Annotated in this window: 27 protein-coding genes and 1 pseudogene; 19 read left to right on the top strand and 9 right to left on the bottom strand. The window is 38.3% G+C overall.

Annotation, left to right across the window (positions count from 1 at the left end; genetic code table 11):
* The first annotated feature begins 112 nt into the window (after nucleotides 1-112).
* The 10 genes from ACSAJE_RS04565 (at nucleotide 113) to ACSAJE_RS04520 (ending at nucleotide 8,833) form a co-directional block, all read left to right on the top strand.
* Nucleotides 113-712, top strand: coding sequence for a tyrosine-type recombinase/integrase (locus ACSAJE_RS04565; RefSeq protein WP_458010049.1), 600 nt, complete (start codon nucleotides 113-115; stop codon nucleotides 710-712).
* A gap of 261 nt (nucleotides 713-973) precedes the next feature.
* Nucleotides 974-1,591: a PBECR4 domain-containing protein gene (locus ACSAJE_RS04560; RefSeq protein ID WP_458009793.1), complete on the top strand. Its 618-nt coding sequence runs from the start codon at nucleotides 974-976 to the stop codon at nucleotides 1,589-1,591.
* A gap of 56 nt (nucleotides 1,592-1,647) precedes the next feature.
* A complete protein-coding gene (locus tag ACSAJE_RS04555) occupies nucleotides 1,648-2,520 on the top strand; it encodes a hypothetical protein (RefSeq protein WP_458009792.1) in 873 nt (290 codons plus the stop codon).
* Nucleotides 2,465-2,719, top strand: a complete 255-nt coding sequence (locus tag ACSAJE_RS04550; RefSeq protein ID WP_118691536.1) for an excisionase — start codon at nucleotides 2,465-2,467, stop codon at nucleotides 2,717-2,719. Before ACSAJE_RS04555 ends, ACSAJE_RS04550 begins: the two co-directional genes overlap by 56 nt.
* 168 nt (nucleotides 2,720-2,887) lie before the next feature.
* Nucleotides 2,888-3,235 carry a transposase gene (locus ACSAJE_RS04545; protein WP_243104188.1) on the top strand — a complete coding sequence of 116 codons (348 nt, stop codon included), beginning with the start codon at nucleotides 2,888-2,890 and terminating at the stop codon, nucleotides 3,233-3,235.
* Nucleotides 3,153-4,052, top strand: coding sequence for an IS3 family transposase (locus ACSAJE_RS04540; protein ID WP_458009791.1), 900 nt, complete (start codon nucleotides 3,153-3,155; stop codon nucleotides 4,050-4,052). Before ACSAJE_RS04545 ends, ACSAJE_RS04540 begins: the two co-directional genes overlap by 83 nt.
* Nucleotides 4,053-4,159: 107 nt before the next feature.
* Nucleotides 4,160-4,378 (top strand): hypothetical protein, encoded by a 219-nt coding sequence (locus ACSAJE_RS04535; protein ID WP_458009790.1) that lies wholly within the window; start codon nucleotides 4,160-4,162, stop codon nucleotides 4,376-4,378.
* A gap of 258 nt (nucleotides 4,379-4,636) precedes the next feature.
* Entirely contained in the window at nucleotides 4,637-5,419 is a 783-nt protein-coding gene (locus tag ACSAJE_RS04530) for a hypothetical protein (RefSeq protein ID WP_458009789.1), read from the top strand.
* Between the two features lie 6 nt (nucleotides 5,420-5,425).
* Nucleotides 5,426-7,531, top strand: coding sequence for a penicillin-binding transpeptidase domain-containing protein (locus ACSAJE_RS04525; RefSeq protein WP_458009788.1), 2,106 nt, complete (start codon nucleotides 5,426-5,428; stop codon nucleotides 7,529-7,531).
* A gap of 24 nt (nucleotides 7,532-7,555) precedes the next feature.
* On the top strand, nucleotides 7,556-8,833 hold the full coding sequence (locus ACSAJE_RS04520) for a DUF6070 family protein (RefSeq protein WP_118562079.1): 1,278 nt from the start codon (nucleotides 7,556-7,558) through the stop codon (nucleotides 8,831-8,833).
* A gap of 165 nt (nucleotides 8,834-8,998) precedes the next feature.
* Here the strand turns inward: ACSAJE_RS04520 and ACSAJE_RS04515 are convergent, their stop codons facing one another.
* Complete coding sequence (locus ACSAJE_RS04515) at nucleotides 8,999-10,369, bottom strand: IS1380-like element ISClsp2 family transposase (protein ID WP_458009787.1); 1,371 nt, start codon at nucleotides 10,367-10,369, stop codon at nucleotides 8,999-9,001.
* 260 nt (nucleotides 10,370-10,629) lie between these two features.
* On the opposite strand from ACSAJE_RS04515, the gene ACSAJE_RS04510 reads away from it, so the two are divergent.
* The 5 genes and pseudogenes from ACSAJE_RS04510 to ACSAJE_RS04490 all read left to right on the top strand — a co-directional run.
* Complete coding sequence (locus ACSAJE_RS04510; protein WP_458009786.1) at nucleotides 10,630-14,355, top strand: M64 family metallopeptidase; 3,726 nt, start codon at nucleotides 10,630-10,632, stop codon at nucleotides 14,353-14,355.
* Complete coding sequence (locus ACSAJE_RS04505; RefSeq protein WP_082241386.1) at nucleotides 14,312-14,566, top strand: InlB B-repeat-containing protein; 255 nt, start codon at nucleotides 14,312-14,314, stop codon at nucleotides 14,564-14,566. The genes ACSAJE_RS04510 and ACSAJE_RS04505 overlap by 44 nt, the downstream gene beginning before the upstream one ends.
* Nucleotides 14,567-15,032: 466 nt before the next feature.
* Nucleotides 15,033-15,644, top strand: a complete 612-nt coding sequence (locus tag ACSAJE_RS04500) for a YczE/YyaS/YitT family protein (protein ID WP_458009785.1) — start codon at nucleotides 15,033-15,035, stop codon at nucleotides 15,642-15,644.
* 538 nt (nucleotides 15,645-16,182) lie between these two features.
* A complete protein-coding gene (locus ACSAJE_RS04495) occupies nucleotides 16,183-16,347 on the top strand; it encodes a hypothetical protein (RefSeq protein WP_458009784.1) in 165 nt (54 codons plus the stop codon).
* Nucleotides 16,348-16,359: 12 nt separating this feature from the next.
* Nucleotides 16,360-17,010, top strand: a pseudogene (locus ACSAJE_RS04490) (alpha/beta hydrolase family protein); the annotation flags it as partial.
* Nucleotides 17,011-17,108: 98 nt separating this feature from the next.
* On the opposite strand, the gene ACSAJE_RS04485 reads toward ACSAJE_RS04490, so the two are convergent.
* The 4 genes from ACSAJE_RS04485 to ACSAJE_RS04470 all read right to left on the bottom strand — a co-directional run bounded on the left by ACSAJE_RS04485 (nucleotide 17,109) and on the right by ACSAJE_RS04470 (nucleotide 21,569).
* Nucleotides 17,109-17,465 (bottom strand): GDSL-type esterase/lipase family protein, encoded by a 357-nt coding sequence (locus ACSAJE_RS04485; protein ID WP_118562043.1) that lies wholly within the window; start codon nucleotides 17,463-17,465, stop codon nucleotides 17,109-17,111.
* A 281-nt stretch (nucleotides 17,466-17,746) separates the two neighbouring features.
* The gene (locus ACSAJE_RS04480; protein ID WP_458009783.1) at nucleotides 17,747-19,117 is read right to left on the bottom strand and encodes an IS1380-like element ISClsp2 family transposase; all 1,371 of its coding nucleotides are present in this window, start codon (nucleotides 19,115-19,117) and stop codon (nucleotides 17,747-17,749) included.
* Nucleotides 19,118-19,381: 264 nt separating this feature from the next.
* The gene (locus ACSAJE_RS04475; protein ID WP_458009782.1) at nucleotides 19,382-21,181 is read right to left on the bottom strand and encodes a BlaR1 family beta-lactam sensor/signal transducer; all 1,800 of its coding nucleotides are present in this window, start codon (nucleotides 21,179-21,181) and stop codon (nucleotides 19,382-19,384) included.
* Nucleotides 21,174-21,569, bottom strand: a complete 396-nt coding sequence (locus ACSAJE_RS04470) for a BlaI/MecI/CopY family transcriptional regulator (protein WP_118508047.1) — start codon at nucleotides 21,567-21,569, stop codon at nucleotides 21,174-21,176. The genes ACSAJE_RS04475 and ACSAJE_RS04470 overlap by 8 nt, the downstream gene beginning before the upstream one ends.
* A gap of 219 nt (nucleotides 21,570-21,788) precedes the next feature.
* Here ACSAJE_RS04470 and ACSAJE_RS04465 point away from each other — a divergent pair, with 219 nt between their 5' ends.
* Nucleotides 21,789-22,130: a hypothetical protein gene (locus ACSAJE_RS04465; protein ID WP_458009781.1), complete on the top strand. Its 342-nt coding sequence runs from the start codon at nucleotides 21,789-21,791 to the stop codon at nucleotides 22,128-22,130.
* A gap of 51 nt (nucleotides 22,131-22,181) precedes the next feature.
* Here ACSAJE_RS04465 and ACSAJE_RS04460 read toward each other — a convergent pair whose 3' ends face one another.
* From ACSAJE_RS04460 to ACSAJE_RS04445, 4 genes are all read right to left on the bottom strand, one after another.
* Nucleotides 22,182-22,532, bottom strand: a complete 351-nt coding sequence (locus tag ACSAJE_RS04460) for a helix-turn-helix domain-containing protein (RefSeq protein ID WP_118508048.1) — start codon at nucleotides 22,530-22,532, stop codon at nucleotides 22,182-22,184.
* Between the two features lie 314 nt (nucleotides 22,533-22,846).
* Nucleotides 22,847-23,344 (bottom strand): DUF5688 family protein, encoded by a 498-nt coding sequence (locus tag ACSAJE_RS04455; protein ID WP_118690862.1) that lies wholly within the window; start codon nucleotides 23,342-23,344, stop codon nucleotides 22,847-22,849.
* Nucleotides 23,345-23,423: 79 nt separating this feature from the next.
* On the bottom strand, nucleotides 23,424-23,930 hold the full coding sequence (locus ACSAJE_RS04450; RefSeq protein WP_118690863.1) for an LPXTG cell wall anchor domain-containing protein: 507 nt from the start codon (nucleotides 23,928-23,930) through the stop codon (nucleotides 23,424-23,426).
* On the bottom strand, nucleotides 23,915-24,565 hold the full coding sequence (locus ACSAJE_RS04445) for a ParM/StbA family protein (RefSeq protein WP_458009780.1): 651 nt from the start codon (nucleotides 24,563-24,565) through the stop codon (nucleotides 23,915-23,917). The genes ACSAJE_RS04450 and ACSAJE_RS04445 overlap by 16 nt, the downstream gene beginning before the upstream one ends.
* A 121-nt stretch (nucleotides 24,566-24,686) precedes the next feature.
* Between ACSAJE_RS04445 and ACSAJE_RS04440 the strand changes: the two genes are divergently transcribed.
* The 3 genes from ACSAJE_RS04440 (at nucleotide 24,687) to ACSAJE_RS04430 (ending at nucleotide 25,830) form a co-directional block, all read left to right on the top strand.
* Entirely contained in the window at nucleotides 24,687-24,932 is a 246-nt protein-coding gene (locus ACSAJE_RS04440; protein WP_458009779.1) for a hypothetical protein, read from the top strand.
* A gap of 184 nt (nucleotides 24,933-25,116) precedes the next feature.
* A complete protein-coding gene (locus tag ACSAJE_RS04435; RefSeq protein ID WP_118676443.1) occupies nucleotides 25,117-25,323 on the top strand; it encodes a hypothetical protein in 207 nt (68 codons plus the stop codon).
* Between the two features lie 222 nt (nucleotides 25,324-25,545).
* A complete protein-coding gene (locus ACSAJE_RS04430) occupies nucleotides 25,546-25,830 on the top strand; it encodes a helix-turn-helix domain-containing protein (RefSeq protein ID WP_118690865.1) in 285 nt (94 codons plus the stop codon).
* Nucleotides 25,831-25,839: the final 9 nt, after the last annotated feature.

The following is a 25,839-nucleotide window of genomic DNA, read 5'->3' as shown; positions in this document are numbered from 1 at the left end:
TATGGACTTTTAAGCCTTGATATGATATTTTCCCAAGTTGCAGGAATGTCGTAATTGGTATGCTGATGCAAGGTTTCAAGATGAACATGGTGAAATCAATGCCGGTGGTGATATGACAGTCACAGCCTGGTTTGAGTATTGGCTTAATAATATAAAAGGCGATACTATCAGGCCAAATACGATAAGAAATTATGGGGAAAGGTTTGAACACAATATCAAAGATTGCATAGGGAATATGATGTTATCTGATGTAAAACCAATGCATTGCCAGAATGTTCTAAATCAGATGAAAACCAGATATAGGACATCGACAATATATCAGGCAAGGATTACTTTGTATTGTATGTTTGCGGATGCGGTTGAGAATGATGTGATCTCAAAAAATCCGGTTACAAAAGCAGTTAAATACAATATTGGTAAAGATCCCAAGAAAATAAGGGCATTGACAGTGCATGAACAGAAAAAATTTCTGGAAGTGGCGAAAGACAGCAGCAATTACAATCAGTTTGCGTTTGTATTACAGACTGGATTAAGAACAGGCGAAATGATTGGCCTTAAATGGTCTGATATTGATTTTGAAAAGAAGGTCGCACATATTCAACGATCAATGGAATATCGGCATTCTGTTCACGAGCCTCAGTACTCAAAAAACACGGATCACATAGATTGTGTGACGGATGCTTGTCAATTATTGGAAAAATCAATTTATTGATTGACAAATGGATTATATGGGCATAATATAATAGTAGAAAGCACTGGACATCCGCACAAAGGATGTAAAATATTTGTGGATTTGCTATAGTGATACATTATAGCGACCTGCGTGGCACAGTATCTGAAGTGATGTTGCCATATCCAGTATGAGGATTAAGTCATATGCTTTTGGTTTGAGCAGAAATGTTCAAGCGAACTGCCAGTGGTTATTCAGAGGGAAGCGTTTTCGCTTCCCTTTTTTATTTAGAGAGGAGTACAAATGGGAAAATCTGCAATTTTGAAGAAGATACATAATGCTGCGAAGAATTATCAGAGATATTTGGCTGGAAAAACTTTTATGTATGTATATGAAGGAAAAAGCATTGAAGTAGTTTTCAAAAATTCCTCATTTTTACATTTAATTGGCGTAAATACGAAATTAAAGGCAAAAGAGTTTTATAAACATGCGAAAACTAAGAATGGATTAAAAGTACAAGAGTTTTTCTTTGATAAAAATCATCCATATGATCTGGCAGAAAAAAAGACGGATCATTTAGAGGATTTATATAGGATTACGAATATGGAAGTTTTGATCACAGAGGATGTGGTTACCTTTACAGCAAATTACAAGATAGGTATTACAGATTTGCAGTTTATTTTATTGTGTGGAGAAAACAGGGATAAGCACGGAAAATTGATTGATGATTGTCTGGTGCCATATTCTTTTCGGATAGAACAAATTGGAAATGAAAAGTTCGGAGAATTATATGAAGTGGATTTCATTTTTTGTAAGCAGACCAATGAATCAAAATATGAAATAATATCCTATAAGGGGGATAAGGAAATTGGCACAATACCGGAAGAAATAAGGATGAAGATTAGTGATGATTTGGTATAAGGTGAGGGGCAGTATAGAAATGAATCAAAACACATTGAGAGGCAGGTGACCGCACTATGAAGCTAAATATAGGAAATCATGAGTTTACAGAATTATGGGATGGCGTTTTATACAAAGCTTTGTCGGATTATCCGAACGTAAGTGATAATGAAATGAAAGACATGATTGACTTTGTGAATTATGAGAAAAATCACGGAAGACAATGTGAAATAGAGGCTGACAGGGACGATATTTTACAGTATGTTCAGAAAGAAATGCTTAATCTGGACAAATATAAGAATGTATGTAGACCTGAAATTATAAGGGAATGTACAGCATGTAAAGCAAGGGGTGGCTGTATGACAGATTTGGTGTGTCATACGGCACCTTTAGAAAATGCAATTTCTATTTTGAAATGTGGTTCTTTACTATCTGCCGTAAATGCAAGGAAACTTCCAGATACTGTTTTACAGAAAGAAGATAGAAATGCAGCAAATGATCCGACAGATTTTTTTCATTATGTAATGTTTTCATGGGGAAACTGTCAGGCTGGGGACAGATTGGTAATGGAGAGAAAACTTGGAAGAAGCCCTTCACAAGACGAGATGAGTGCAGGCTTTACGCCAGGTGTACGATTTTATTTCAAGTATGATGATTTAGAAAAGCATCCACTGGTTGTGCACGATGGCTTTTTACCTATTAAGGTAAAAGATGAAGTGGAGCTGGCTGATTATGTGTATATGATTGTCATTCCGTTTGAATACAAGGATCAAATAATGAAAGTTATGCCTGAAAAACTGTCAGACAGAGCGTTTTGCTTGAGCCATGATAAGTTGGATGTATGGCAGTGGTCAGAAAAAGTGTATTCCTTTGTGCATGATATAGCAAAAAGCGATGTTGACAAAACAAGAAGCCACATTATACAGCAATATCGGAATCAACAAGCTTGAAGAAATGTTAAAAGTTCCAAATTGCCCATTTGTTTTATATGTTGAAAAGAAAAAGCTGACAAATCAAAGGGGATTTGAAGAATATTTGCCCAAGCAGATCAAAAGATTCGATTTTACATTTCCCCCCTTTTATGCTATGATTAAATTTGAGTTTTGCGACTTATTCATAAAGAAATCGACCAGATTGCGGATGCTTTGAAAGTGGTTTAATTTTTTTTGCTCTCAAAAATTGGTACATGATTGGTACGTTAACCAAAATTTTTGAGGGCAGAAAAATTATAATGGCCTCATAAATTAAGACACTGAAAGCGACATTTCTTAATGAATCTGATATACTATAATCACCAAAAGAAAGAAGGTACTTATTATGTCCAGATCAAGAAGAAATTTCAGTGCTGAATTTAAAACCAATCTTGTCCTCCAACTGCTTAAGGGCGAGAAAGAACTCAATGTTCTTGCTGTTGAAAACGATATTCAACCAAATCTCCTTCGTAACTGGAAGAAAGAATTCCTTGCTAATGCTTCTCTTGCTTTCGATAATAAGCGAGAAGACAATCTCCGGGAAAAACTTGCCGAAGAACGCAAGGAAAAAGCTGAATACGCTAAAAAGGTCGGTCAACTTACCATGCAGGTTGACTGGCTCAAAAAAAAATCTGAAGAAATTGTCGGACCTGACTACGAGAGTAAATTTAGTCCGAAACCTTTTGACGACTAAGGAGCTGTCGGTTTCTACAGGAGCCAAACTACTCGGAATCAACCGCACCAGCGTATATTATAGTGGCACCCCGGTTTCAGAGGAAGATTTGGAATGCAAAGCGATCATTGACCATCTGCATACTGATAATCCTACTTGGGGAGCCCGTCAGATGTCTGCGCAGCTTAAGCTGCGCGGATACCAGGTTGGTCGCCGTAAAGTAGGAAGATATATGCGCGAAATGGACATTACACCGTTTTATCCCAAAATAAATCTGTCTAAGCGCATGAAACAGGAAAAAGTCTGTCCATATCTGCTTCGTAATGCAGTCATAGACCGCCCAAATCAGGCATGGTCGATTGACATTACATATATTCCAATGAAGCATGGATTTCTTTATCTGACAGCCATTATCGACTGGTACAGTCGTTGTATCGTTGGCTGGGATGTTGATGACACTCTGGATACCACTATGGTTATCAATGCATGTAAAAAGGCATTTAAAGTAGCAAAGCCGTTAATCATCAACTCGGATCAGGGCAGCCAGTTTACCAGTGATAAATATATTGCTTTCATTCGTGATAACGGTATTCGCCAGAGCATGGATGGTAAAAGCCGCTGGGCAGATAATATCATGATTGAGCGCTGGTTCCGAAGCTTCAAGTATGAGGAAGCATATCTCACGGAGTATGCTAATCTCAAGGAAGCAAGAGAAACCATCGGAAGATATATCTACAATTATAACTTTGAGCGATGCCATCAGGCAATCGATAATAAGCGTCCTGCAGAGATGTACTATCCGGCAATGCTTTTGGATGAAGCCAGAGCAGCCGCATAATATAAAAAGTCCGGGAGACGCTACATTGCATTCTCTCATGTAACCCGTCAACATATCAGTTCATTATAAAAATATTAAATTTTTGTCTTGACAACTGAGCCATTATATTGGGAGACGAATCAGGAATAATTACAAAGTATCCGTTTTATGTTCTTAATGATGGTTGCAGTGTTCATCAGGATTCCTGGGAGGTAACATGGACGGATACCTATGTAAAAGTCGTTATTAGTGGTGAAGAACAGAATGATGACCAATATATTTTATATTTTGATGGGAAAGAGGATTTTAAACAACGGGAAATGAAGCGAGGTACATCGGAAGAATAATTTCAATAGCCGTATCAAGAATCAGAACCGGAATATGTGTATATGAATTATTATAATTTATTTGAGAAGCCAAATAAGATTGTAAAAAGGCAAAAGAATATATTAACCAATCGGTATGAAGTATATTGATATAATATATTTAGGCGTCAAGAAAAGTATATTGTATCTTGACATTTAAATCTTACGGGTGTAATATAAAACATATATATTTTAGTCTTAATTCTTACAAATGTAAGAATAGCAAGAAGGGAGTAAAAGATGTTTCAGAATAAACATATAGTACAATGGGTTTTGTATATGACGATATGTATATTTGTTTTGACTGCCTGCAAAAACGAAAAAGTGATTCAAGATAAACGAAAGGATACTAAAACATCAGAAAGCACGGCTTTACCTTGTGAGCAGAGTTATATTGATTGGAATAATAGTGTTGCCAGGAAAAATGAGAAATTGTACTTTGCAATAGAGATTAAAGATTTTATAGATGCTTACAACTATTGCTATTACCAAGATTATGGAAAGAAATATATTCAGTCGCTTGTAACATGGTATTCATATAAACAAGATTTTGGAAGGCTGAAAGGAGATATGTGTTATGAATATACGGAAAATAAGAAAATACTGACACTACCCACTGTTGCTGTGTACACTATAAAACATACAAAAAACATAGAAGCTATTACAGTTAATTTTGATGATCATAGTTATACAGAAAAAATGTATAAGAAATATGAGAAATTATGCTTTTATTGTTTGAAAATGCTTTTTCCGAATATGGAGAAGAATAAGATAACAAGTTTGTATAAAAAATTAAATAAAAAGGCATATGATCATATATTTCAGACAGAAAAAGGATTTCATAGCTATAATCTACCAAGCGATTTGTATTATAGAGATGGAGTAGGAATTTATCCTTATTTCGCATACGGCGAAAGTGTTCGTATGTGTATTATTCCTGTAGATCAAAAGTTAATCCGGTCATACAGGAAAAAAGGTGTTAGGTTGCATAGATTGGATGAAAGAAAAATGAAAGGAAAATGAGTAATTATGAAATATAGACATAATAGAAAAAGAAGAATGATCCGTGTTGGCTTTTTGGTGCTAAGTATAATATTTATAGCTGGTGTAGTCCTGTTTACTGTAAAAGGGATAACTAAGAAAGAGGTTGTCAAAAGTCCTGAACAGGTTTTGAAGTCATATATGAATTGCATTTGTCAGAAAAACTATAGCAAAATGTATGAAATGATAACAAATGAGAGTAAAGAAACCATTGAAAAAGAGGACTTTGTGAAGCGTAATTCTGCTATTTATGAGGGGATTGAAGCAAAAAACATCAATATAAAAATTATAGATTATGAAGAAGAAAGTTTAACAGTTAAATATAATACAGCTTTTGACACAGTAGCCGGAAAAGTGGATTTTAAAAACGAAGTTGCTTTTTTAGAACAAGATGATCAGTACAAAATGGTATGGAGTAATTCAGTAATCTATCCAGGGCTTACAGAGGATGACAAAGTGCGTGTGTCCGTAATACAGGCGCAGAGAGGTCAAATTCTGGATAGGAATGGAAGAATGCTTGCGGGAAAGGGTGTTGCTTCATCTGTTGGAATTATACCTGGAAAGTTAGAAAATAGGAAAAAATCCATTGTCAGAATTGCGAAATTGTTGGGAATAAAACCAGAAGATATAGAAAAGGAATTAACGGCAAAATGGGTAAAAGAAGATTCATTTGTCCCGATTAAAAAAATTGCAAAAGTAAAAGAACTTGATTTACTCGCACTGGATCCGGATGAAACAATTGTCGAGGAACAAAAACGACAGGAAAAATTATTAAAAATATCTGGTGTAATGATTTCGGATGTAGAAGTCAGAGAATACCCATTAAAGGATGAGGCTGCACATTTAGTGGGGTATGTACAAAATGTAACTGCAGAAGATTTAGAAAAGCATGCAGGAGAAGGATATACAAATGCCAGTGTCATTGGAAAAACGGGGTTAGAGGGGGTATATGAAAAGGAATTGAAGGGGGAAAATGGATGCAAAATATATATTGCTGATTCAGAAGGAAAAGAGAAAGAGCAGCTGGCATATAAAATAGTGAAAGATGGAAAAGACATTAAATTAACGATAGATGCGGATTTACAGGCGCAATTATATAAAAATTTTAAAAGTGACAAAAGTTGTTCCATTGCCATGAATCCATTTACTGGGGAAGTGCTGGCAATGGTTAGTACACCTTCCTATGATACGAATGCATTTATAATGGGAATGAGTAAAAAGCAATGGGATAGATTAAATAAAGATAAGAAACAACCATTGTATAACCGTTTTAGACAAGTATGGTGTCCGGGATCCACATTCAAGCCTGTTATTGCGGCGATTGGTTTACAGTCTGAAGCATTTACCGGAACAGATAATTTTGGAAATGAAGGACATAGCTGGCAAAAAGATAAAACATGGGGGACATATCATGTTACGACACTTCATACATATAGCCCCGTTATACTGAAAAATGCATTGATATATTCAGATAACATATATTTTGCCAAAGCAGCACTTAAAATCGGAACAGAAGAGATGGAGAGGTCATTATCTATGTTGGGGTTTCATTCATCTATTCCATTTGAAATAAAGATGGCGGAGTCAAAGTTCTCCAATAATAAGCATATTCAAAGTGAGGTAGGGTTAGCGGATACGGGATATGGTCAGGGACAGGTACTTGTCAATCCACTTCATTTGGCTTGTATTTACACAAGTTTTTGCAATGACGGAAATGTGTTGAAACCGTATTTATTGTATAAAGAAAATGCCAAAGCAGAGCAGTGGATTTCAGAAGCCTTTTCCAAATCCGTATCCCAAGAAGTGTTAGAGGGTATAAAAAGTGTAGTAAATGATTCACACGGGACGGGATATGCCATACATCGTAAAGATATGATTTTAGCAGGGAAAACAGGAACTGCTGAAATTAAAGAGTCGCAGAGTGATACGACAGGAACTGAATTAGGGTGGTTTGCTGTTATGACACCAGATAAGAAAAACAAAAAACCTATTCTTATTGTCAGTATGGTTGAAGATGTAAAGGGAATAGGAGGAAGTGGTTATGTGGTAAAAAAAGATAAGGCTGTTTTGGATAAATGGTTTGGTAAAAATTGAAAACAGGAAGGAGTGTGCAGAATTATGAGAAAATTTTTATATTTAATCCTTTTTGTAATGACTCTTTGTGTTTTTTGCTGTTCGTGCAGTCAAAAGACAAATGATGTGAAAAAGACATCAAGTCAGCATGAGAAAAAGCTAAAAAGTGTCCCAAATAATAATACAAAAGAAGATGTTATATCGGAAGAAGATCTGGAAAAAGGATATGACTTGCCGGTATCCGCTCAAGAGAATGAAGAGGCTACAAGAGATTCTATGCAGATAATGTCGGGACTTGAACATATATATAGAAATGCGGATAAAGGAGATTCGTTAAATGTTGTTTTAGATAACAAATCGATATGTAAAATGATTAAAAAGATAAAACAACAGGGTTATTCTGTTACAGTTTCTGAAGATTATTCTAATATGGAGAATTATAAAAGATTTTCTTCATTTCTTGCAAAAGCACAGAAGAAACAGAAAGGGTCGGGTGTTATTTATGAAGTTCATTCCGAGGGCAGCATTGGAAGAGAAAAATTTATTTATGACGGAAAGGATATGTTTCTATTGGCTTCAAATGCATCGTGGGATGATAATGGTAAGCCAATTATTACATTTGTTTCCTACACAAGGATAAAGAAATGGAGATATTCGAGAAAAGGATGGTTTTGCTATGAATTGTGTGTGCCGGAATATCCTGAAGTGACGGAAATGGTAGATGGAAGCTGTCTGATCAGGATTAAGCCAATGAGTGATAATAAGCGGAAATTGTCAAGAAAATGCGTTCGTGGTTTAGCGTATCAGGGCAATAATATTTTATGTTCTAATTGGGATCAAGAACATATGCAAAAGATAGATTATAATGGTTTATATGAATATTTATATGCTATGAAATATAAAAAGAAATTTAATGGAAAAAAATATCCAAGTGGAATACCCAAAGATCAATTTGAGCAATTGATCATGGAATATTTACCTGTTTCCAGAGAAGATATTGAAAAGTATGCAAGTTATAATGAAAAGAAAAAGACATATGATTGGATGCGATTGGGATGTTTTAATTATGCTCCTAATTTTTTTGGAACTTCTATCCCGGAAGTAACAAAGATTAAACATAATTCCAATGGAACAGTTACTCTTACCGTGGATGCGGTTTGCGAAATGGTGTTATGTAATGAGGCGGTCATTACTCATGAGCTAACTGTAAAATTTAATAAAGATGGTAGTTTCCGTTATTTGGGAAATAAGATCTTAAATGGTGGTATCAAGAAAATACCAGAGTATCAATATAGAATATTGAAGGAGAAATCGAAAAGATAAAAACCTGAATCCGTGAACCTTGTTTCAAAATGAAAAGGCACACAGGAAATGTTTGCCATATTTGTTATTGTATACTAAATTTTGAAAATGCTGCATAATTTTGCGTTCAAAAAAAGACTGCACCATTTGTGTGCAGCTGCCATTGCCATATTCAGCTACCTGTTGTCAGGTGATGAATGCAAAGCTGTCATAAAGACGCTTGAAAGTAAATTTCCAGCGATTACTCCTTCCAATGGACAGCACCAGACGGCCGGCATGTTCTGTCAGATGTCCCGCAAACTGCATAAGATTACTGATCACCGTACGTATTCTTCGGCGATGTATTTTCTTCCGGCCGGGAGCATCCTTCTTTTTCAGCGATTCCTGCCCTATGATTCGAAGGATATTATATGCGATCATTGTCAGCTCCAGCACCAGTTTGTTGCTCTCAAACTTTCCCGACGGGAGTCTTTCAACATCCATGTCCGTCTTGATTTCACTGTGATACTGCTCACTTTCTCCGTGGGCATGGTAAAGATCAATGACTGTTTCGTCTGGCAGGGAAGTGTTTGTCCGGTATGTGCCCAGTTCTATATCGGGTACGATAAAATACTGCCCATATCGGTCAATGGTTCTTTCCGTGATCTCATAAATTGTGCGTATTCCGACAGTTTTCTCCTCGTTATCAGAAAGGGAATATGTCACATTCCGGAAGGTCTGTCCGATATAAACAGTTTTCCCATCACGTGGATGCTGGATATTCTGGCAGCATTCCCTGACGGATTCCAGCCATTCTTCTTTACTTTCCTGTCTGGGATTCCGTTTTATGATGAAAGACACATTGTTGTATTTATAGCTTTCTTCCATAAAGATGCCTATGTTTTCAGATGCATCGTTGCCGGAATCCAGCCGGATGAGCAGTGGTTTTTCCGTCAGCTGTCTGCACAGTTCAATGGTCTCTCTCAGGAAATCAGGAGTTTCTTTCTGGCAGTGCTGTTTCCAAATCCGCAGTTCAAGATTGACGAGGTATCCTTCTGTGCCGATATATGCCATAATTGGTGCATATCCGTCAAAACCCTTGTAGGTACGGGATACGCCTTCCTTATTGGATTTCGAATTGTCAAAGGGGGTTACATCAATATCGACAGGAACAAAGCCGTTATCCAGGGCTGTCGGCTCTATGTGCATTTCACGCAGCATGTCGACATTTGCCTGCTGGATGTCTTTGCGCAGGGAATCCCCGATCATGTCAAAACGCTGACGGAGTGTTTCGGCGGAAGGAATCGCATAGGAGATGCCTAATGCGTATTTGTAGTAGTCAGGGTCATCCATCATTTCACGGACAGTCTCATACTGGGGTTTTCCCTGACAGAGCATACCAATATAGGTGAGGAGCACGTCTCCATTTTTTATCTGTTTCTGCAGATAATCTTTTGAAATTGGAGCACGGTTGATTTTTTTAACAAAACTGCTTTTTCCAAGTATTTGCCCTACGAATACCAGACCACTGGGAGTAATGAGCCGCTCATCGCTGAATTCAATGTGTATTTTCTTCATTGCACTGCCTCCGCCTATCTTTTGATACTTTCATTATACAGGATAATGCATGATGATACAGTAAAAAAACAAAATTTTGTTTAACCTAGTGGGTGAAATAAAATGTATTGCGAAAATCAGTTTCCAGCAGGTATTATTGCTGAAAAAAAGGGATGTAACACTATGGTAAGTTTCACGGAATAAGGTGGATTTTCATTGACGCATATAACACCTTACAATATAATAAAAGCAAATATATAGCTTATAAAGGAGGTTCCTTAATGACGAAAAAAATAACCGCAATATTCTTGGCATTGTGCATGGCAATTTCCGTTTTGCCGATGACCATTCAGGCGGCATCAAAGCCCGATATTAAAGTTGGCGACTATGTTAAAATGGGCGCGTATAACAATGCCTCAATTCTTTGGCGATGTGTAAGCATTGACAATAACGGACCGCTTATGCTTGCAGACAAAATTGTTGACACCCTTGCATATGATGCCAAAACAAATGACAACAGCAATTCAAAATCACACAGCAGAAGCTATAAGCGTGATGATTACGGTTCTAACTATTGGAAAGACAGCAATATGCGTTCTTGGTTAAATTCGACCGCAGCTGAAGGCAAAGTCGATTGGCTTTGCGGCAACCCTCCGAAAGACGGATATGTAAGCGGTGTGGGAGCGTACAACGAAAAAGCGGGTTTTCTCAACGCTTTTTCAAAATCTGAAATTGCGGCAATGAAAACCGTTACCCAGCGTTCTCTCGTTTCTCATCCCGAATACAACAAGGGCATAGTTGATGGAGACGCAAATTCGGATTTGTTATACTACACCGATATTTCGGAAGCGGTGGCAAACTACGACAGTTCATATTTTGAAACTACAACCGAAAAGGTTTTTCTTCTTGATGTAAAGCAGGCTAATGCCGTGTGGAAAAATCTCAAAGGTTATTATGTTGCGTATAATAATGACGGTATGGCTTGGCCTTATTGGCTTCGCACTCCTGTTACCGATTGCAATCACGATATGCGTTATATCAGTTCATCGGGTCAGGTCGGTCGTTATGCTCCGTGGTATTCCGATTTGGGCGTAAGACCTGCATTTTATCTCGATTCCGAATATTTTGTTACAACTTCCGGCAGCGGCTCACAAAGCAGTCCTTATATCGGCTCTGCTCCAAATAAGCAAGAGGATGATTATACAATTTCGGAACCTGCCGAGGACGCAAATCCCGATTGGAATGTCAGCACCGAGCAAAGCATTCAGCTCACCCTCGGCCCGTGGTATTCAAATGACGGAAAATATTCTAATCCTACCATCCCTGTTTATACCATCCAAAAAACACGCAGCGACACGGAAAATATGGTTGTTGTCGTTTGCGGCGAGGGATACACAAAAAGTCAGCAGGGCAAATTCATCAATGATGTCAAACGACTTTGGCAGGACGCTATGAAATATGAACCGTATCGCAGTTATGCCGACAGATTCAATGTTTACGCTCTTTGCACAGCTTCCGAATCGACTTTTGACAATGGTGGAAGCACCTTCTTTGATGTTATAGTCGACAAATATAATTCGCCTGTTATTTCTAATAATCTCCACGGAAGTCAGTGGAAAAATCATATTTTTGAGAGATGTATCGGTCCTGAATTTATCGAGAAAATTCACGATGCTCATATCAAAAAAAAGTGTGATCCAAACACAATTCCGTCCGGTTCGGAATATGAGCCTTATTATTATGTTCACGATTATATTGCTCAGTTCGCTATGGTTGTAAACACAAAATCAGATTTCGGCGGTGCTTATAATAACCGTGAATACGGCTTCCATTATTTCATTTCGCCATCAGACAGTTATCGTGCGTCAAAAACTTTTGCACACGAGTTTGGACACGGTTTGCTCGGTCTCGGTGATGAATACAGTAACGGATATTTGATTGACGATAAGGAACTTAAATCACTCAATCTTTCCTCGGTTGAAGACCAGGAAAAGATAAAATGGCGACAGCTTTTAGGTTTTAGAAACACATATACCTGCCGCAATGCTTACGGCTCAAAAATGCTTGTTTCAAGTTATGAGTGCATAATGAGAGACACAAACTATCAATTCTGTGAGGTTTGCCGTTTGCAGGGCTTCAAGCGAATGTCTCAGCTTGTTAAGGATGTAGACCTTTATGTTGCAACTCCCGAGGTTAAGGAATATACGGGCGCTTATTCAAAGCCGTCTGATTTTACCGACCTTGAAACAAGTTCATATTATAATTACACATATAATCGCAATGACCGACTTTTGAGCGGCAACAGCAAAAGCAGATTTAATACTAATATGAACGGTAAAAAAATCGAGCTTAGAACTGTTATTCAAAACATTTCAGATAAAAATGCACGACAATTAAAATTCAAAATGTGGATTAAGCACTCCGACGGAAGCGTTGCGACCGATTCATCGGGGAATCCGCTTCAAACAGTACAAACCTTTGACATTCCTGTTTGGAATGATAAGGCAAATTTCTGGCCGCTCGGTGCTTTGGATCACATCAAAAGCGACTTTAATTCAGGCTTAAAGAGTTGCTCGCTTATTTATCAAATTCCGTCTGATGCACAGCTTAAGAGCGGCGATACCGTGGCATTTCAGGTGCTCGATGAAAACGGAAATGTGCTTGCAGACGACAATACGGAAACACAGCGCTACACAACCGTTTCAATTCAGTATAAATTTGAGGACGGCTCTGAAATTCCAAACACTGCCGGCGGAACATTTACCGTGCCATACGGCACAAAGCTTGATTTAACACCGGCAAAAACACTTTATGATTATGAATTTATAAAGGTTGACGGCTTGAATAAGTCTATTGTTTCGGACGGAACGGTTGTTACATATTATTACAAAAATAAAAACGAAGAACACACTCACAATCTGACTTTGGTTGCTGCGAAAGCTGCCACCTGCACTACTGCGGGCAATTCCGCATACTACACCTGCGATGGCTGTGACAAGTGGTTCGCAGATGCAACAGGATCGGTAGAAATTACCGATAAAACCAGTGTGAAGATTCCGGCTCCCGGACATACCGCAGGCACAGAATGGAAGTCTGATGATACTAACCACTGGCATGAATGTTCTCGTTGCCACGACAAAAAGGACGAAGCGGCTCACGATTACGGTTCTGACAATGTTTGCGACACCTGCGGATATTACAAAACTGTACCGCACACTCACAATCTGACTTTGGTTGCTGCGAAAGCTGCCATCTGCACAGAGGGCGGTAAGGAAGCATACTACAAGTGCGAAGGTTGTGGCAAGTTCTATGAAGATGTACTCGGTACAAAGGAAATAACCGACCTTGCATCTTGGGGCAATATTGCTAAGATTGCCCACACCACAAAGCAAACCGTAACAAAGGCAACCCCAACAGCAAACGGCAAGATAGTAAATTACTGTTCGGTATGTAAGAAAACTCTTTCAACGACAGTAATTCCAAAGGCATCAAGCATAAAGCTTAAAGCAACATCATTAACATATAACGGAAAGGTTAGAACACCTAAGGTTATTGTTAAGGACAGAACAGGAAAGACACTTGTTAAGAATACTGACTATACTGTGTCTTATGCAAAAGGCAGAAAGTATGTTGGCAAGTACGCAGTAAAGATTACCTTTAAGGGTAAATACAGCGGAACAAAGACGCTTTATTTCACAATCAAGCCAAAGGCAACAAGTATTTCCTCACTTAAAGCAGGTTCAAAGAAGTTTACAGTAAAGTGGAAGAAGCAGGCTACACAGACAACAGGCTATCAGGTACAGTACAGTGCCTCAAGTAAATTCAGCAAGGCTAAGACCGTAACAGTAGGCAAGAATACAACAGTATCAAAGAAAATTTCAAAGCTTTCGGGCAAGAAAAAGTATTATGTAAGAGTTCGCACCTATAAGACAGTTAAGATTAACGGCAAATCCATAAGGATTTATTCAGGCTGGTCAAAAGCTAAGACTGTTACAACAAAGAAATAAAAACTATACCGTAACCTTTGATTCTGCCGGTGGCTCTGCAGTAACGACTCAGACTATCGAAGAAGGTCAGAAGGCAACCAAACCTGCCGCTCCTACCAAGTCTGACGATACCACCAAGCCTTCGGATGATGTTCAGAATCCGCAGACCGGCGACAACAGTATGAGTGGCTGTGGATCGCTCTGCTGTTCGTCAGCGGCTTCGGAGTTGTGACAACTACTGTTTATACTAAAAAAGAAAATCTGTGAAATAACAGATAGCTAACCATTTAAGGATGGCGGTAGCGGAGCTTCCGCTGCCGCCTTTTCCTTACGAAAAGAAATCGAACAAGGAGAAATCAAATGGACGAACAAGAAAAAGAAATTGAAGAAATACTCAGAACATTTGACAAAGCACCTTCGCCTTCGTCAGAGAATAGTGTTCAAAGTCATTTTAGTGCGATTGGGGGCATTTATGACTGAGACTTTTGAGAGACATCGCTCAAATCAAAATCGTAACACGAATTGAAATGAGCAAAACTCCGAGCGAATACAGAAAATCATATTTATAACCGTTGACTTTATAAAAGCTCGGGTGTATAATCAAAAAAATAAAGCTGTCTCGGCTGATGAAGACTATAAATTTTGCTGTTTCTGAACACAACAGCAGAGTTTACAGTCTTATTTTTTTAGGTGATAATATGAAATTCAAAAAATATGCAACAAAAACGCTGATGATCGTTATCGGATCAATAATATCCGCATACGGAATTACGCTTGCAATAGGCGCAGGTTTCGGCGGCGCAACACTTGCGATATTGTGGCAAGGGCTGACGAATGTGACAGGTATGTCAATCGGCACATCGTCGCTTATTGTGGCTGTGGCAATGATAATTTTTGCCCTTTTCTATGACAGAAAACAAATCAATATTGGCACAATTCTTTACCAAATCATTTACAGTTTTTTCGTAGATGTATTCACAAAAATTCAGCATTATACAGATATTAAAGCGGTTAATTTTGTTATAATGCTGCTTGGCATTGCTATATTTTCGTTCGGAACGGGGATTTACTCCGCCGCTGATTTCGGCAGGGGCTCATATGAAGCAGTCACATTTTCGCTTGCCGAAAAAAACGGGTGGAAAATCAAAATCGTACGAATGGTTCTTGATATTATAATGGTACTTATCGGCGTTTTGCTCGGCGGTAAATTCGGAATTTGCACAATTGCCACCGTTTTGCTCTCCGGTCCGATAATTCAGGCAACCGTAAGCACTGTTAAGAAATCAAAGATTTTAAAAAACATTTCTTAAAATTCTCATACAAGCCTAAAAGTGATAAGACATACAAAAAGGATGGAATTCGATTTTGAACAAGTCCGTAAAAAATGGACAATAGAAAAAACGGAGTTAAGGTTATATCCGCTAACGAAAACATTAGCGAAGGCTCAAAAGGCACAATTCTTGAATACGTACTTGAAGGTATGGCTGAATATTATTCAGCAGACTTATCAGAGAAAGTCATTTTGCCGATGATCGTACTTAAATGCTTTGATGATATTCTTTCCCCTACCCTACCAAAGAAGCCGTTGTTAAAAAGGCTGAAGAACTTCAAGCACAAGGTATGATTTCAGTTATTGACAAAGTAATGGCATTATTATACTATGACAGTGTGAGTTAACAGTAAACCAAAGAACAATATGTCGATCATGAAAGAATGCTCCTTTGTGTTTCCCGTGCTTATGATTATTACAAGCAAAATAGCTATTGACTAAAACATTTACACAAAATCAGTGTTAAAAATATAGCCGATGCAACAAAAATAAAATACCACTGAATTTGGAGAAAAATTATGATTTTTAAGAAACCTGTTTTATCAGATGGAATTACAGAAAGCACTTTTGAATGCAAAAGAGATGGATTGACGATTCGTGGAACAATCTACCGTCCAAAAGGAGATCATCTTCCGATTGCAATTGTATGTCACGGATTTATGGCATGGCAAGACAGTGTGTAACATTATGCGGCTTTTTTGGCTGAAATGGGATATGTTGCATTTACATTTGATTTTTGTGGCGGTTCTGCTATGTGTGGAAAAAGTGACGGAAAAACCACAGAGATGTCTGTTCTGACAGAAACCAAAGATCTGAAAGCGGTCATTGAATATGTTAGAAATCTTTCCTATACAGATTCTGAAAAAATTTTATTGATGGGATGCAGTCAGGGCGGTTTTGTGTCTGCTTTGGTGGCAGCAAAGAACAACTTTCCGATAGAAAAACTTGTCCTGTTTTATCCGGCATTGTGTATCCCGGATGACGCCAGAGCCGGAAAAATGATGATGGCAAAATTTGATCCGCAAAATGTTCCCGATACTTTCCGCTGCGGACTGATGAAATTGGGATGTTGCTATGCAATGGATGTCATGCAAATGGATGCCTTTGCAGAAATTAAGAACTACGCCGGCAGGGTGTGCATCGTGCATGGTACAAAGGATAAAATCGTAGATGTTTCTTATGCCAAACGTGCGGCAGAAGCATATAAAAGTACGATGCCGATCGGAATGCAAGATTCCAAACGGGTGCAACTTCATTTTATAGATGGCGGAGGGCATATGTTTTCGAAAAAGCATGATGTCATTGCAATGAAATTATTAAAAGAATTCGCCGCAAAACACGAATGATTTTCATCTGATACCATATGGACAAATCTCCACCTTTAAAGACTTGACAGTTGATATAATCTGCCATCACCTCGGAACATTCGTGTTCCGAGGCTTTTTTATGCCCGAATACTGCTTTTTACGGCGGTATTCGAGCAAAGTGTCTGCGTTCTTTGCAAAATTTCTTTTATATTTTTCAAGGTGTACTCGGTCGGAACTCCTATGCCGATGTCATTCGTTCCGAATAAAATCACAAGATTTTTCGGGTTTATGTTCAAGGCGTTACATTCGAGCCTTTCCAACAATCTGTCGCTGTCAACGGCAAACAATCCCGCACCGATTGCGCCGCAAAATTCAGGCTTATCGGATATGAAAATCTTTGTGTTCAACCGCTTTTGCAACACTTTTTTCAAAAACGTGTTTTCGGGCAGATGAAATAGTCCCCCTTGGCTTGCAACTAAACCTAAAAATCGCATAATTTTTAAGGCTTTTGCCCTGTTTTGGGCAGAAGCCTTTTTGCATATTTAATAAGATTTTCTTCTTCGTGTAATATTAAATGTGTCGGCTGTAAAATTAACAAAAATTTAATTGGATTCCTGAATCCGTGAACCTTGTTTCAAAATGAAAAGGCACACAGGAAATGTTTGCCATATTTGTTATTGTATACTAAATTTTGAAAATGCTGCATAATTTTGCGTTCAAAAAAAGACTGCACCATTTGTGTGCAGCTGCCATTGCCATATTCAGCTACCTGTTGTCAGGTGATGAATGCAAAGCTGTCATAAAGACGCTTGAAAGTAAATTTCCAGCGATTACTCCTTCCAATGGACAGCACCAGACGGCCGGCATGTTCTGTCAGATGTCCCGCAAACTGCATAAGATTACTGATCACCGTACGTATTCTTCGGCGATGTATTTTCTTCCGGCCGGGAGCATCCTTCTTTTTCAGCGATTCCTGCCCTATGATTCGAAGGATATTATATGCGATCATTGTCAGCTCCAGCACCAGTTTGTTGCTCTCAAACTTTCCCGACGGGAGTCTTTCAACATCCATGTCCGTCTTGATTTCACTGTGATACTGCTCACTTTCTCCGTGGGCATGGTAAAGATCAATGACTGTTTCGTCTGGCAGGGAAGTGTTTGTCCGGTATGTGCCCAGTTCTATATCGGGTACGATAAAATACTGCCCATATCGGTCAATGGTTCTTTCCGTGATCTCATAAATTGTGCGTATTCCGACAGTTTTCTCCTCGTTATCAGAAAGGGAATATGTCACATTCCGGAAGGTCTGTCCGATATAAACAGTTTTCCCATCACGTGGATGCTGGATATTCTGGCAGCATTCCCTGACGGATTCCAGCCATTCTTCTTTACTTTCCTGTCTGGGATTCCGTTTTATGATGAAAGACACATTGTTGTATTTATAGCTTTCTTCCATAAAGATGCCTATGTTTTCAGATGCATCGTTGCCGGAATCCAGCCGGATGAGCAGTGGTTTTTCCGTCAGCTGTCTGCACAGTTCAATGGTCTCTCTCAGGAAATCAGGAGTTTCTTTCTGGCAGTGCTGTTTCCAAATCCGCAGTTCAAGATTGACGAGGTATCCTTCTGTGCCGATATATGCCATAATTGGTGCATATCCGTCAAAACCCTTGTAGGTACGGGATACGCCTTCCTTATTGGATTTCGAATTGTCAAAGGGGGTTACATCAATATCGACAGGAACAAAGCCGTTATCCAGGGCTGTCGGCTCTATGTGCATTTCACGCAGCATGTCGACATTTGCCTGCTGGATGTCTTTGCGCAGGGAATCCCCGATCATGTCAAAACGCTGACGGAGTGTTTCGGCGGAAGGAATCACATAGGAGATGCCTAATGCGTATTTGTAGTAGTCAGGGTCATCCATCATTTCACGGACAGCCTCATACTGGGGTTTTCCCTGACAGAGCATACCAATATAGGTGAGGAGCACGTCTCCATTTTTTATCTGTTTCTGCAGATAATCTTTTGAAATTGGAGCACGGTTGATTTTTTTAACAAAACTGCTTTTTCCAAGTATTTGCCCTACGAATACCAGACCACTGGGAGTAATGAGCCGCTCATCGCTGAATTCAATGTGTATTTTCTTCATTGCACTGCCTCCGCCTATCTTTTGATACTTTCATTATACAGGATAATGCATGATGATACAGTAAAAAAACAAAATTTTGTTTAACCTAGTGGGCGAAATAAAATGTATTGCGAAAATCAGTTTCCAGCAGGTATTATTGCTGAAAAAAAGGGATGTAACACTATGGTAAGTTTCACGGAATAAGGAAAAAATAAAGAGATTGGGTAAAGAATTATAATGTATGTTTATCCAATCTCTTTGATAATTAAAAGACATGTGAAATTTTTATTGTCTCCAAATATTCATGTCAGATAAGATAGACATGGTGATTTGTGCTGCACTATTTCCAGTAGCATCACTATTTGCACTGATATTGGTGGCAAAAAAGCAGGTATTATTTGTTGTTTCGATATAACCTACGAACCAACCGTTCACATCTTTGTCATCTATGCGTCCGGTACCGGTTTTTCCGTAAAGTTTCTTATCATTGACAGATGAAAGAAGAATGGAATTCTTTACTGCCTGAAGGTTGTTGGAATGGAATTCTAAATTGTTGGCTTGTAATTTTTTCAGAAGTTCCACTTGTTCTACAGGAGAAATTTTTAAGGTGGATTCAAGCCAATAGGAAGATAATCCACCCGTTATATCCTTATTTCCGTATTCAATTTTGTTTAGATAATTTTGAATACGAGTAAGGGAAAGACGTTCATCTATTGTCTGGAAATACCAGTTAGCAGAGGCTGCCATAGCAGAATCTAGTGTCAGATCAGTATTCCATGCTTCAAAAGGATAGTCTTTTCCATCCCATATAAGTAGGGAGTTTTGTGGTGTAATAATATTTTCCTCTAATCCCCAAAGTGCATCATATATTTTATAAGTGGAGTCTGGAGATATACGATGGGTGGCATGTTCCATGTCATACACAGTCCAGCTATCACGATTGGAATTAAATAAAACAAAGCTGCCTTCATAATTCTTAAAGTATGAAGAAAGATCGGTCTGCGTTATATTTTCTGAAGAATAATTCCAGTTATATTGATCGTTGATAGCAGCATAGGATGAAATAAAAGGAGTAAAACTTATAATTCCAGCAGTAATCAGCATAAAGGCGATAATTCCAATTGCCTTCTTATGAAAAGAGGGATTTTTATAAGAAGCAATGCTAATGATACGCCGTTTTATCTGTTTGATATTTCCACCAAGACCTGCAGCAAACGGAAAAGGAGAAGAAGAAATCTTCTCAGCAAAATTAATCAGTGTATTTCCATATTTTTCATAATCGCATTCATCAAGCATTTTTAAAACGGAAGTATCGCAGGCAATCTCTCGATCATTACGCATTTCTTTTAACGCATACCAGACGATAGGATTAAACCAATATAGTATTGCTGTAAGAAACATTAGATAATTGGCAAGAGAGTCTTTGTGTTTATAATGTTGTAATTCGTGCAGCAAGATATAGCGCACATCCGTTTTCTGATGATCCGATATCAGATGAATTGGCATATAAATTCTGGTTTTAAAAATGCCTGTAATAATAGGTGTTTTTAGGAAAGCAGTGCTATAAATGGGGATATTCCTTGTGATTTTCATCTCGAATAAACATTGTTTATATAGTTTGCATATAGTGGTATTTTGAAGAGGAAGTGCGGATCTTTTTAAAGAACGCAATTGCAGTGAGGACTTTAGTACCAACACGAGCACTACAAACATACCGGCAATCCATACACATAACAAAATGCTTCTGATAATTGTCGGAGTGCTGGAATTTACAGAGATAGTAAATTCGTTCATCCAGTCAGAAGAATTGGAGAGGGTTGCAGGGGAGACTACGGTTTTATTTTGATCTGTTTGAAATGCCGGTGATATAATTACATGATTGAGCCAGGAAAAAAGGTCAGGAAACTGTTTACTTTGTACTGGAAAAAATGGTGTTAAAAGCAGAACAAGTAAAAAATACCATAAATTATACTGCATCCGGCTTGTCAGAGTGTTTTTAAAGATCCACTTGGATACTAAAAAAATGCCAATAATAATACTGATAACAATATTGCATAATAAAAAATGGGTTATAAATTCATCCATGCGTGGAACCTCCTGTAGGATCTTTTTTGGAAAGAAGAGAGCGTAAATCTTCCAGTTCTGTTTCGGATAAGTGGTCATTTTCAATATATGTGGATAACATAGCGGTGATATCCCCATGAAAATATCGTTCTAAAAAAGATTTACTTTTTTGATCAATATAATCAGATTCTTTCACTAAAGGTGAATAAACGAATACCCGGCTATCTTTTTCGTAGGTCAGAACTCCTTTATTAACAAGGCGTTTGATTAAGGTTTGTATAGTTTTTGCACTCCATGAAGATGTTGCTAAAAGTTTTTCAGTAATCTCATTTGTGTTAATAGGAGCATACTTCCAAACAATTTTCATCACTTCATATTCAGCTTCTGATATTTGTGGTAAAGCACTCATGTAGACACCTCCTAATTCTTACGAGTGTAATATACATATTTTATTATAAAGCCCACTATATACAAAGTCAAATAAAAACTTGGCTATTTGTCTTACACGTGTAATAATTAAAATATTACAAGCGTAAGAAATGTGCCTTGTGATTAAAATCCGTTTTTAACTGTGTGGTGTAACAATTCTAAATATGTAAATACTACATACAAGAATGGAGGCGAAAATATGGAAAGTGATCAGATATGGAACCAAGTGGCGAAATTTATGCAACAATTGCGTGGCGAAAATTTATCGAAAAAATCAATAATTCAGATACCAGGACAGAAAAATGCTAAAAATGAATTGGAAAAGATACAGGCGATTGGAAAAGAGCGGATGAAGCATATGAAGGAAAACGAACAAAGAATTATTCAGAAATGGATAGAATGCTTGGAAGATAATGCATCACTAGAGGCTCAACAGGCTTATTGTCAGGGATATATAGATTGTCTGTTCTTATTGTGTGGTATGGGAATTATTGAAAAAGATAGTGTGGCAAATGATATTTTTGAACAGTTGAATAAATAATAGAAAAGGTTCATTTTATGACAAAACGAACCTTGAATATTAGAGCAAAAATTAAATATCAGAATTGTCTGTGCGAGTGTCATCGACTGATAGGACAGCTTCTGCGATTGCGAGGAGAGTTTTAAGCTGTTTCTCATCGCATTGAAGTAGATGTCTTTGTAATTTTTGGTATGTACTGTTGTTCAGGTTTTTATCTGGATAAATTACAGTATCAGCAGATAAATTAAAATATTGTATGGTTTTGGCAAAAACCTCAAGGCTGGGAGTATTCTTAAAGCGCTCCAAGTCTTTCAAATATGATAATGAAAGATCAAGAATTTCAGCCAATTCAGCTTGTGTGAGTTTTTTATCCATACGGGCATTTTTCATAACAGTGCCAAACTGTTTTGGGTTGAGAGCCATAGCGCCACCTCCTATAAGTATGTTATAGCCATACTTATAAAATGTAAAAATGGTAAAAAGATACTTTGTAGATACGGTATGACAGCACTAACGACAGATTGGAGTAAAAAATGATGGGAAAATGTGATAAACAGTTAAAAAAACACATTTTATTAAATTGGTGCATTGTACTATTTTAGGTATGGTTAAACCAACCTTATTTGGTGGGATTGGCGGAAAACTGAGAGAAAAGATGAGTAATGGTTATCGAAACTGTAATTATCATCTTTTCTCTTTTTATTTTGTAAAATATTTGTTGAATAAAACAAAGAACTTTATAAAAAATACGCCGATAAATCGTGGAAATACACCGAAATATGTGTTCTATATCTTTTTCTTATTCCATCCTGATCCACACATACTACCCATCGGTAGATCACAGACAGATCCTGAAAGCTTCTGTTGGGAACCTCTTTTAAGAGTTCCTCATTCTGTGTGGAATTGACTAAACAAAGGACCACATTATCCTGAATCTTGTCAGCATCAAGCACCGGATTTACTTTGCTCATCTCTTTCGTAGCTTCCACAACCGCATCTGCTACTTCCGCCAAAGTCGTCTGGATATCCTCATTCTGCTGATAATGCTCATACATCTCCTCCAGATAAATGTTAGGCGCTTTATTGCGATCCGGCAGCATTACCGTCAATGCATGTAATGTCCGATTTACTTTTGGTACTGCGTGCACAGATACGGATGCCTCTTTATATTCTGCCGGAAGTGAATTTAAGATATTATCTTTCACTACTTCCTGAAACATATTAAAATCCATCATATAATTATCATTCCTTTCTCAAATAAACAGGAGAGGTTATTTTCATAGCCTCTCCCTAAACAATGCATATGAAGTTTTATCAAACTTTTCTTCTTTTCCTTCTACGGTTCAGATAAATACCCGCACCGATCAGGAATCCTCCTGCTACACCAAACAGCCAAGGCTTATAATCTCCACCGGTCTGCGGAAGTTTCGGCTTCTCCGGCTTATTCTTCAGCTTCAGTGTATAAACCACATTCTCCACAGCACTGTCATCATACTGAAGCAGCACTTCGTGCGGTGTCGTGTCAAGCACATACCCTTTCGCAGCCTTTGTCTCTACGACATAATAAGGAATATCTTTCTCGAAGTTCCCCTCTTCATCGTAAGTGCCGATATCAAGCAGATCGGTTTTAGCATATCCCTTTTTGTCTGTGGTAAGTTTTGCAAGCACTTTTCCATCCTTATTACGAAGTTCAAACTCTACTCCCTTGATCGGAGACTTTGTCTTACTGTCCGTTTTATAGATTTCAACCGCTCCCTTCACTCTTTCATCAGACATTGCAACCTTTTGGATCTCCCCAGTTTCTTCTACCGTAAATTCCACCTCATGTCATACTCATCCACCTCTGAATTAAGCTTTCTGACACATTCCTTATTAATCTGTTGGATACAGGTAATAATACCGGAGTTCTTTGTCACACAAACCGATTCATCCGGACTTTGATTGATGATCGGCATCAGATCAACGGTCCATGAACCAATGTCAACAACAAGCACCTTTGCCGGAAACTCACTGATCTGACTGGCAACCGCCGCAAAGCACTGTGGATATACCGAAATCCGTTCAATCGTAATATGATACTGCTTTTTCTCATACTTAAATGTTACTTCCCGGTTCTGATCCAGATACTTGATAAATGCCTCTTTCTCTTTGCCAAAACGGGTAAGAGGAAGTCCCACTGCCCAGTAAACATTAGCAGTTCTCTTTCCAAGCCGGTCTAACTCTTTGGCTGTCGCAGCTAATGAAAGCAGATAATAATTTTCATCCTCCACCTTGCTGTCCTTGACCTTTAATCGCTCACTTCCAACCTTATAATACTTTCCATCTTTCTCCAAGACATTTTCAAACAATGCCGGCTCCGTGGTAATCTCACGAATCCCGGAAGTAAAAGTCTCATGTACTGTTTTCATATTTGACCAACCGTGGTCAATAGCGATAACTACTGTATTTTTATCCATAATGATCCTCCTTTTCCTTAGCAAAACTATCATTTTTATTGTTCCAAGGTTCTTTTTCATTGGAGGCTTTCTTATTCCTACATCCGCAAGGACATTTTAGTTAAGAATAGGAGGCAGTTCTTTGAACGAAGACAAAATTTATGTAGATGTGAATGCCACATTTACCAAGGGTGGAATGCTCCTTCCGAAAAGTTTTGTATGGGAGGATGGAGTAGAGTACGAGATCAGCAAAGTGAAAGACATCCGGCGTGCAGCCAGCTTAAAGGCAGGCGGTGTCGGGATGCGATATACATGTGTCGTAGACGGAAAAGAAGTATATCTGTTCTATGAGGACAACAATATGTGGTTCATGGAGAAATCAGCTTAAGCAGATTATGGCTTGCCATGGTCAACAGGCTTTAAGATCAGCAATGTCGGAGCGTCAGGACAGGGCGCATCGGAACTTCCGGCTCTAGAAATGGGCTTGCGAAGGTTGATTTCCCTTTCCCTTGCAAGTACAAATGTTGCGTGTTGGTAATAGCAATTTTGTATGGTAGAGGAGTTGAACTGAATTGGAGAAGAATTGGAGTACAGTGCAGTTGCATTGCAGAGAATGTAATGCGAGGATGATGGATTATACCTTGTGTCAGGACGATGACCGGATCGTCCTGCAGGGCATTACGATCAAATGTAACCGCTGCAAACGGGTAATGATGTTGAAGAAATATACAGAAGGTATGATACGGAAGCGTTCCGACAAAGGTGTGTTCCGTATCTGACAGATCTGTTACATAGAAACAAAATGACAATTAAATGAACAGCCCACCTGATAAGGGCACATCAGCAATGATGGAAGCACCAGAGACGCAGGGGAAAGATAACCAGTAGATAACTGGCTTTCCTTTGCGTCTTTTTGCGTGGATCAGGGAGCGGAAAATTCAAAGATAATTTTTCATCATATTAATTCTGGCTATCAAGATGGCTGGAAAGGATGAAGAATTATGATGATTTATGACATGGAAGCAAGTGGAAAGAGATTAAAGGAATTAAGAAAACAGGCAGGAAAGACACAGGAGCAGGTGGCGGAGGCAGTTGGACTTGAGCCGGGAACGATCAGCCGGATAGAGCGAGGAGTGAAGGGAATGTCGATCGATTCGCTGTTGATGTTTAGTGAAATTTATGGAGTGAGTACGGATTACATACTGAAGGGGGACGAGACTATGACACCATCTGATGCGTTGTTGGAAGAATTGGAGGCATTGGTGCAGAAATATAAGAGTTTGTAGGAAATAAAG

This window comes from Jutongia sp. SJQ-6 (assembly GCF_054161275.1).
Note: the sequence above shows the minus strand (reverse complement) of the source record. Positions and strands in the feature narration are given on the sequence as shown.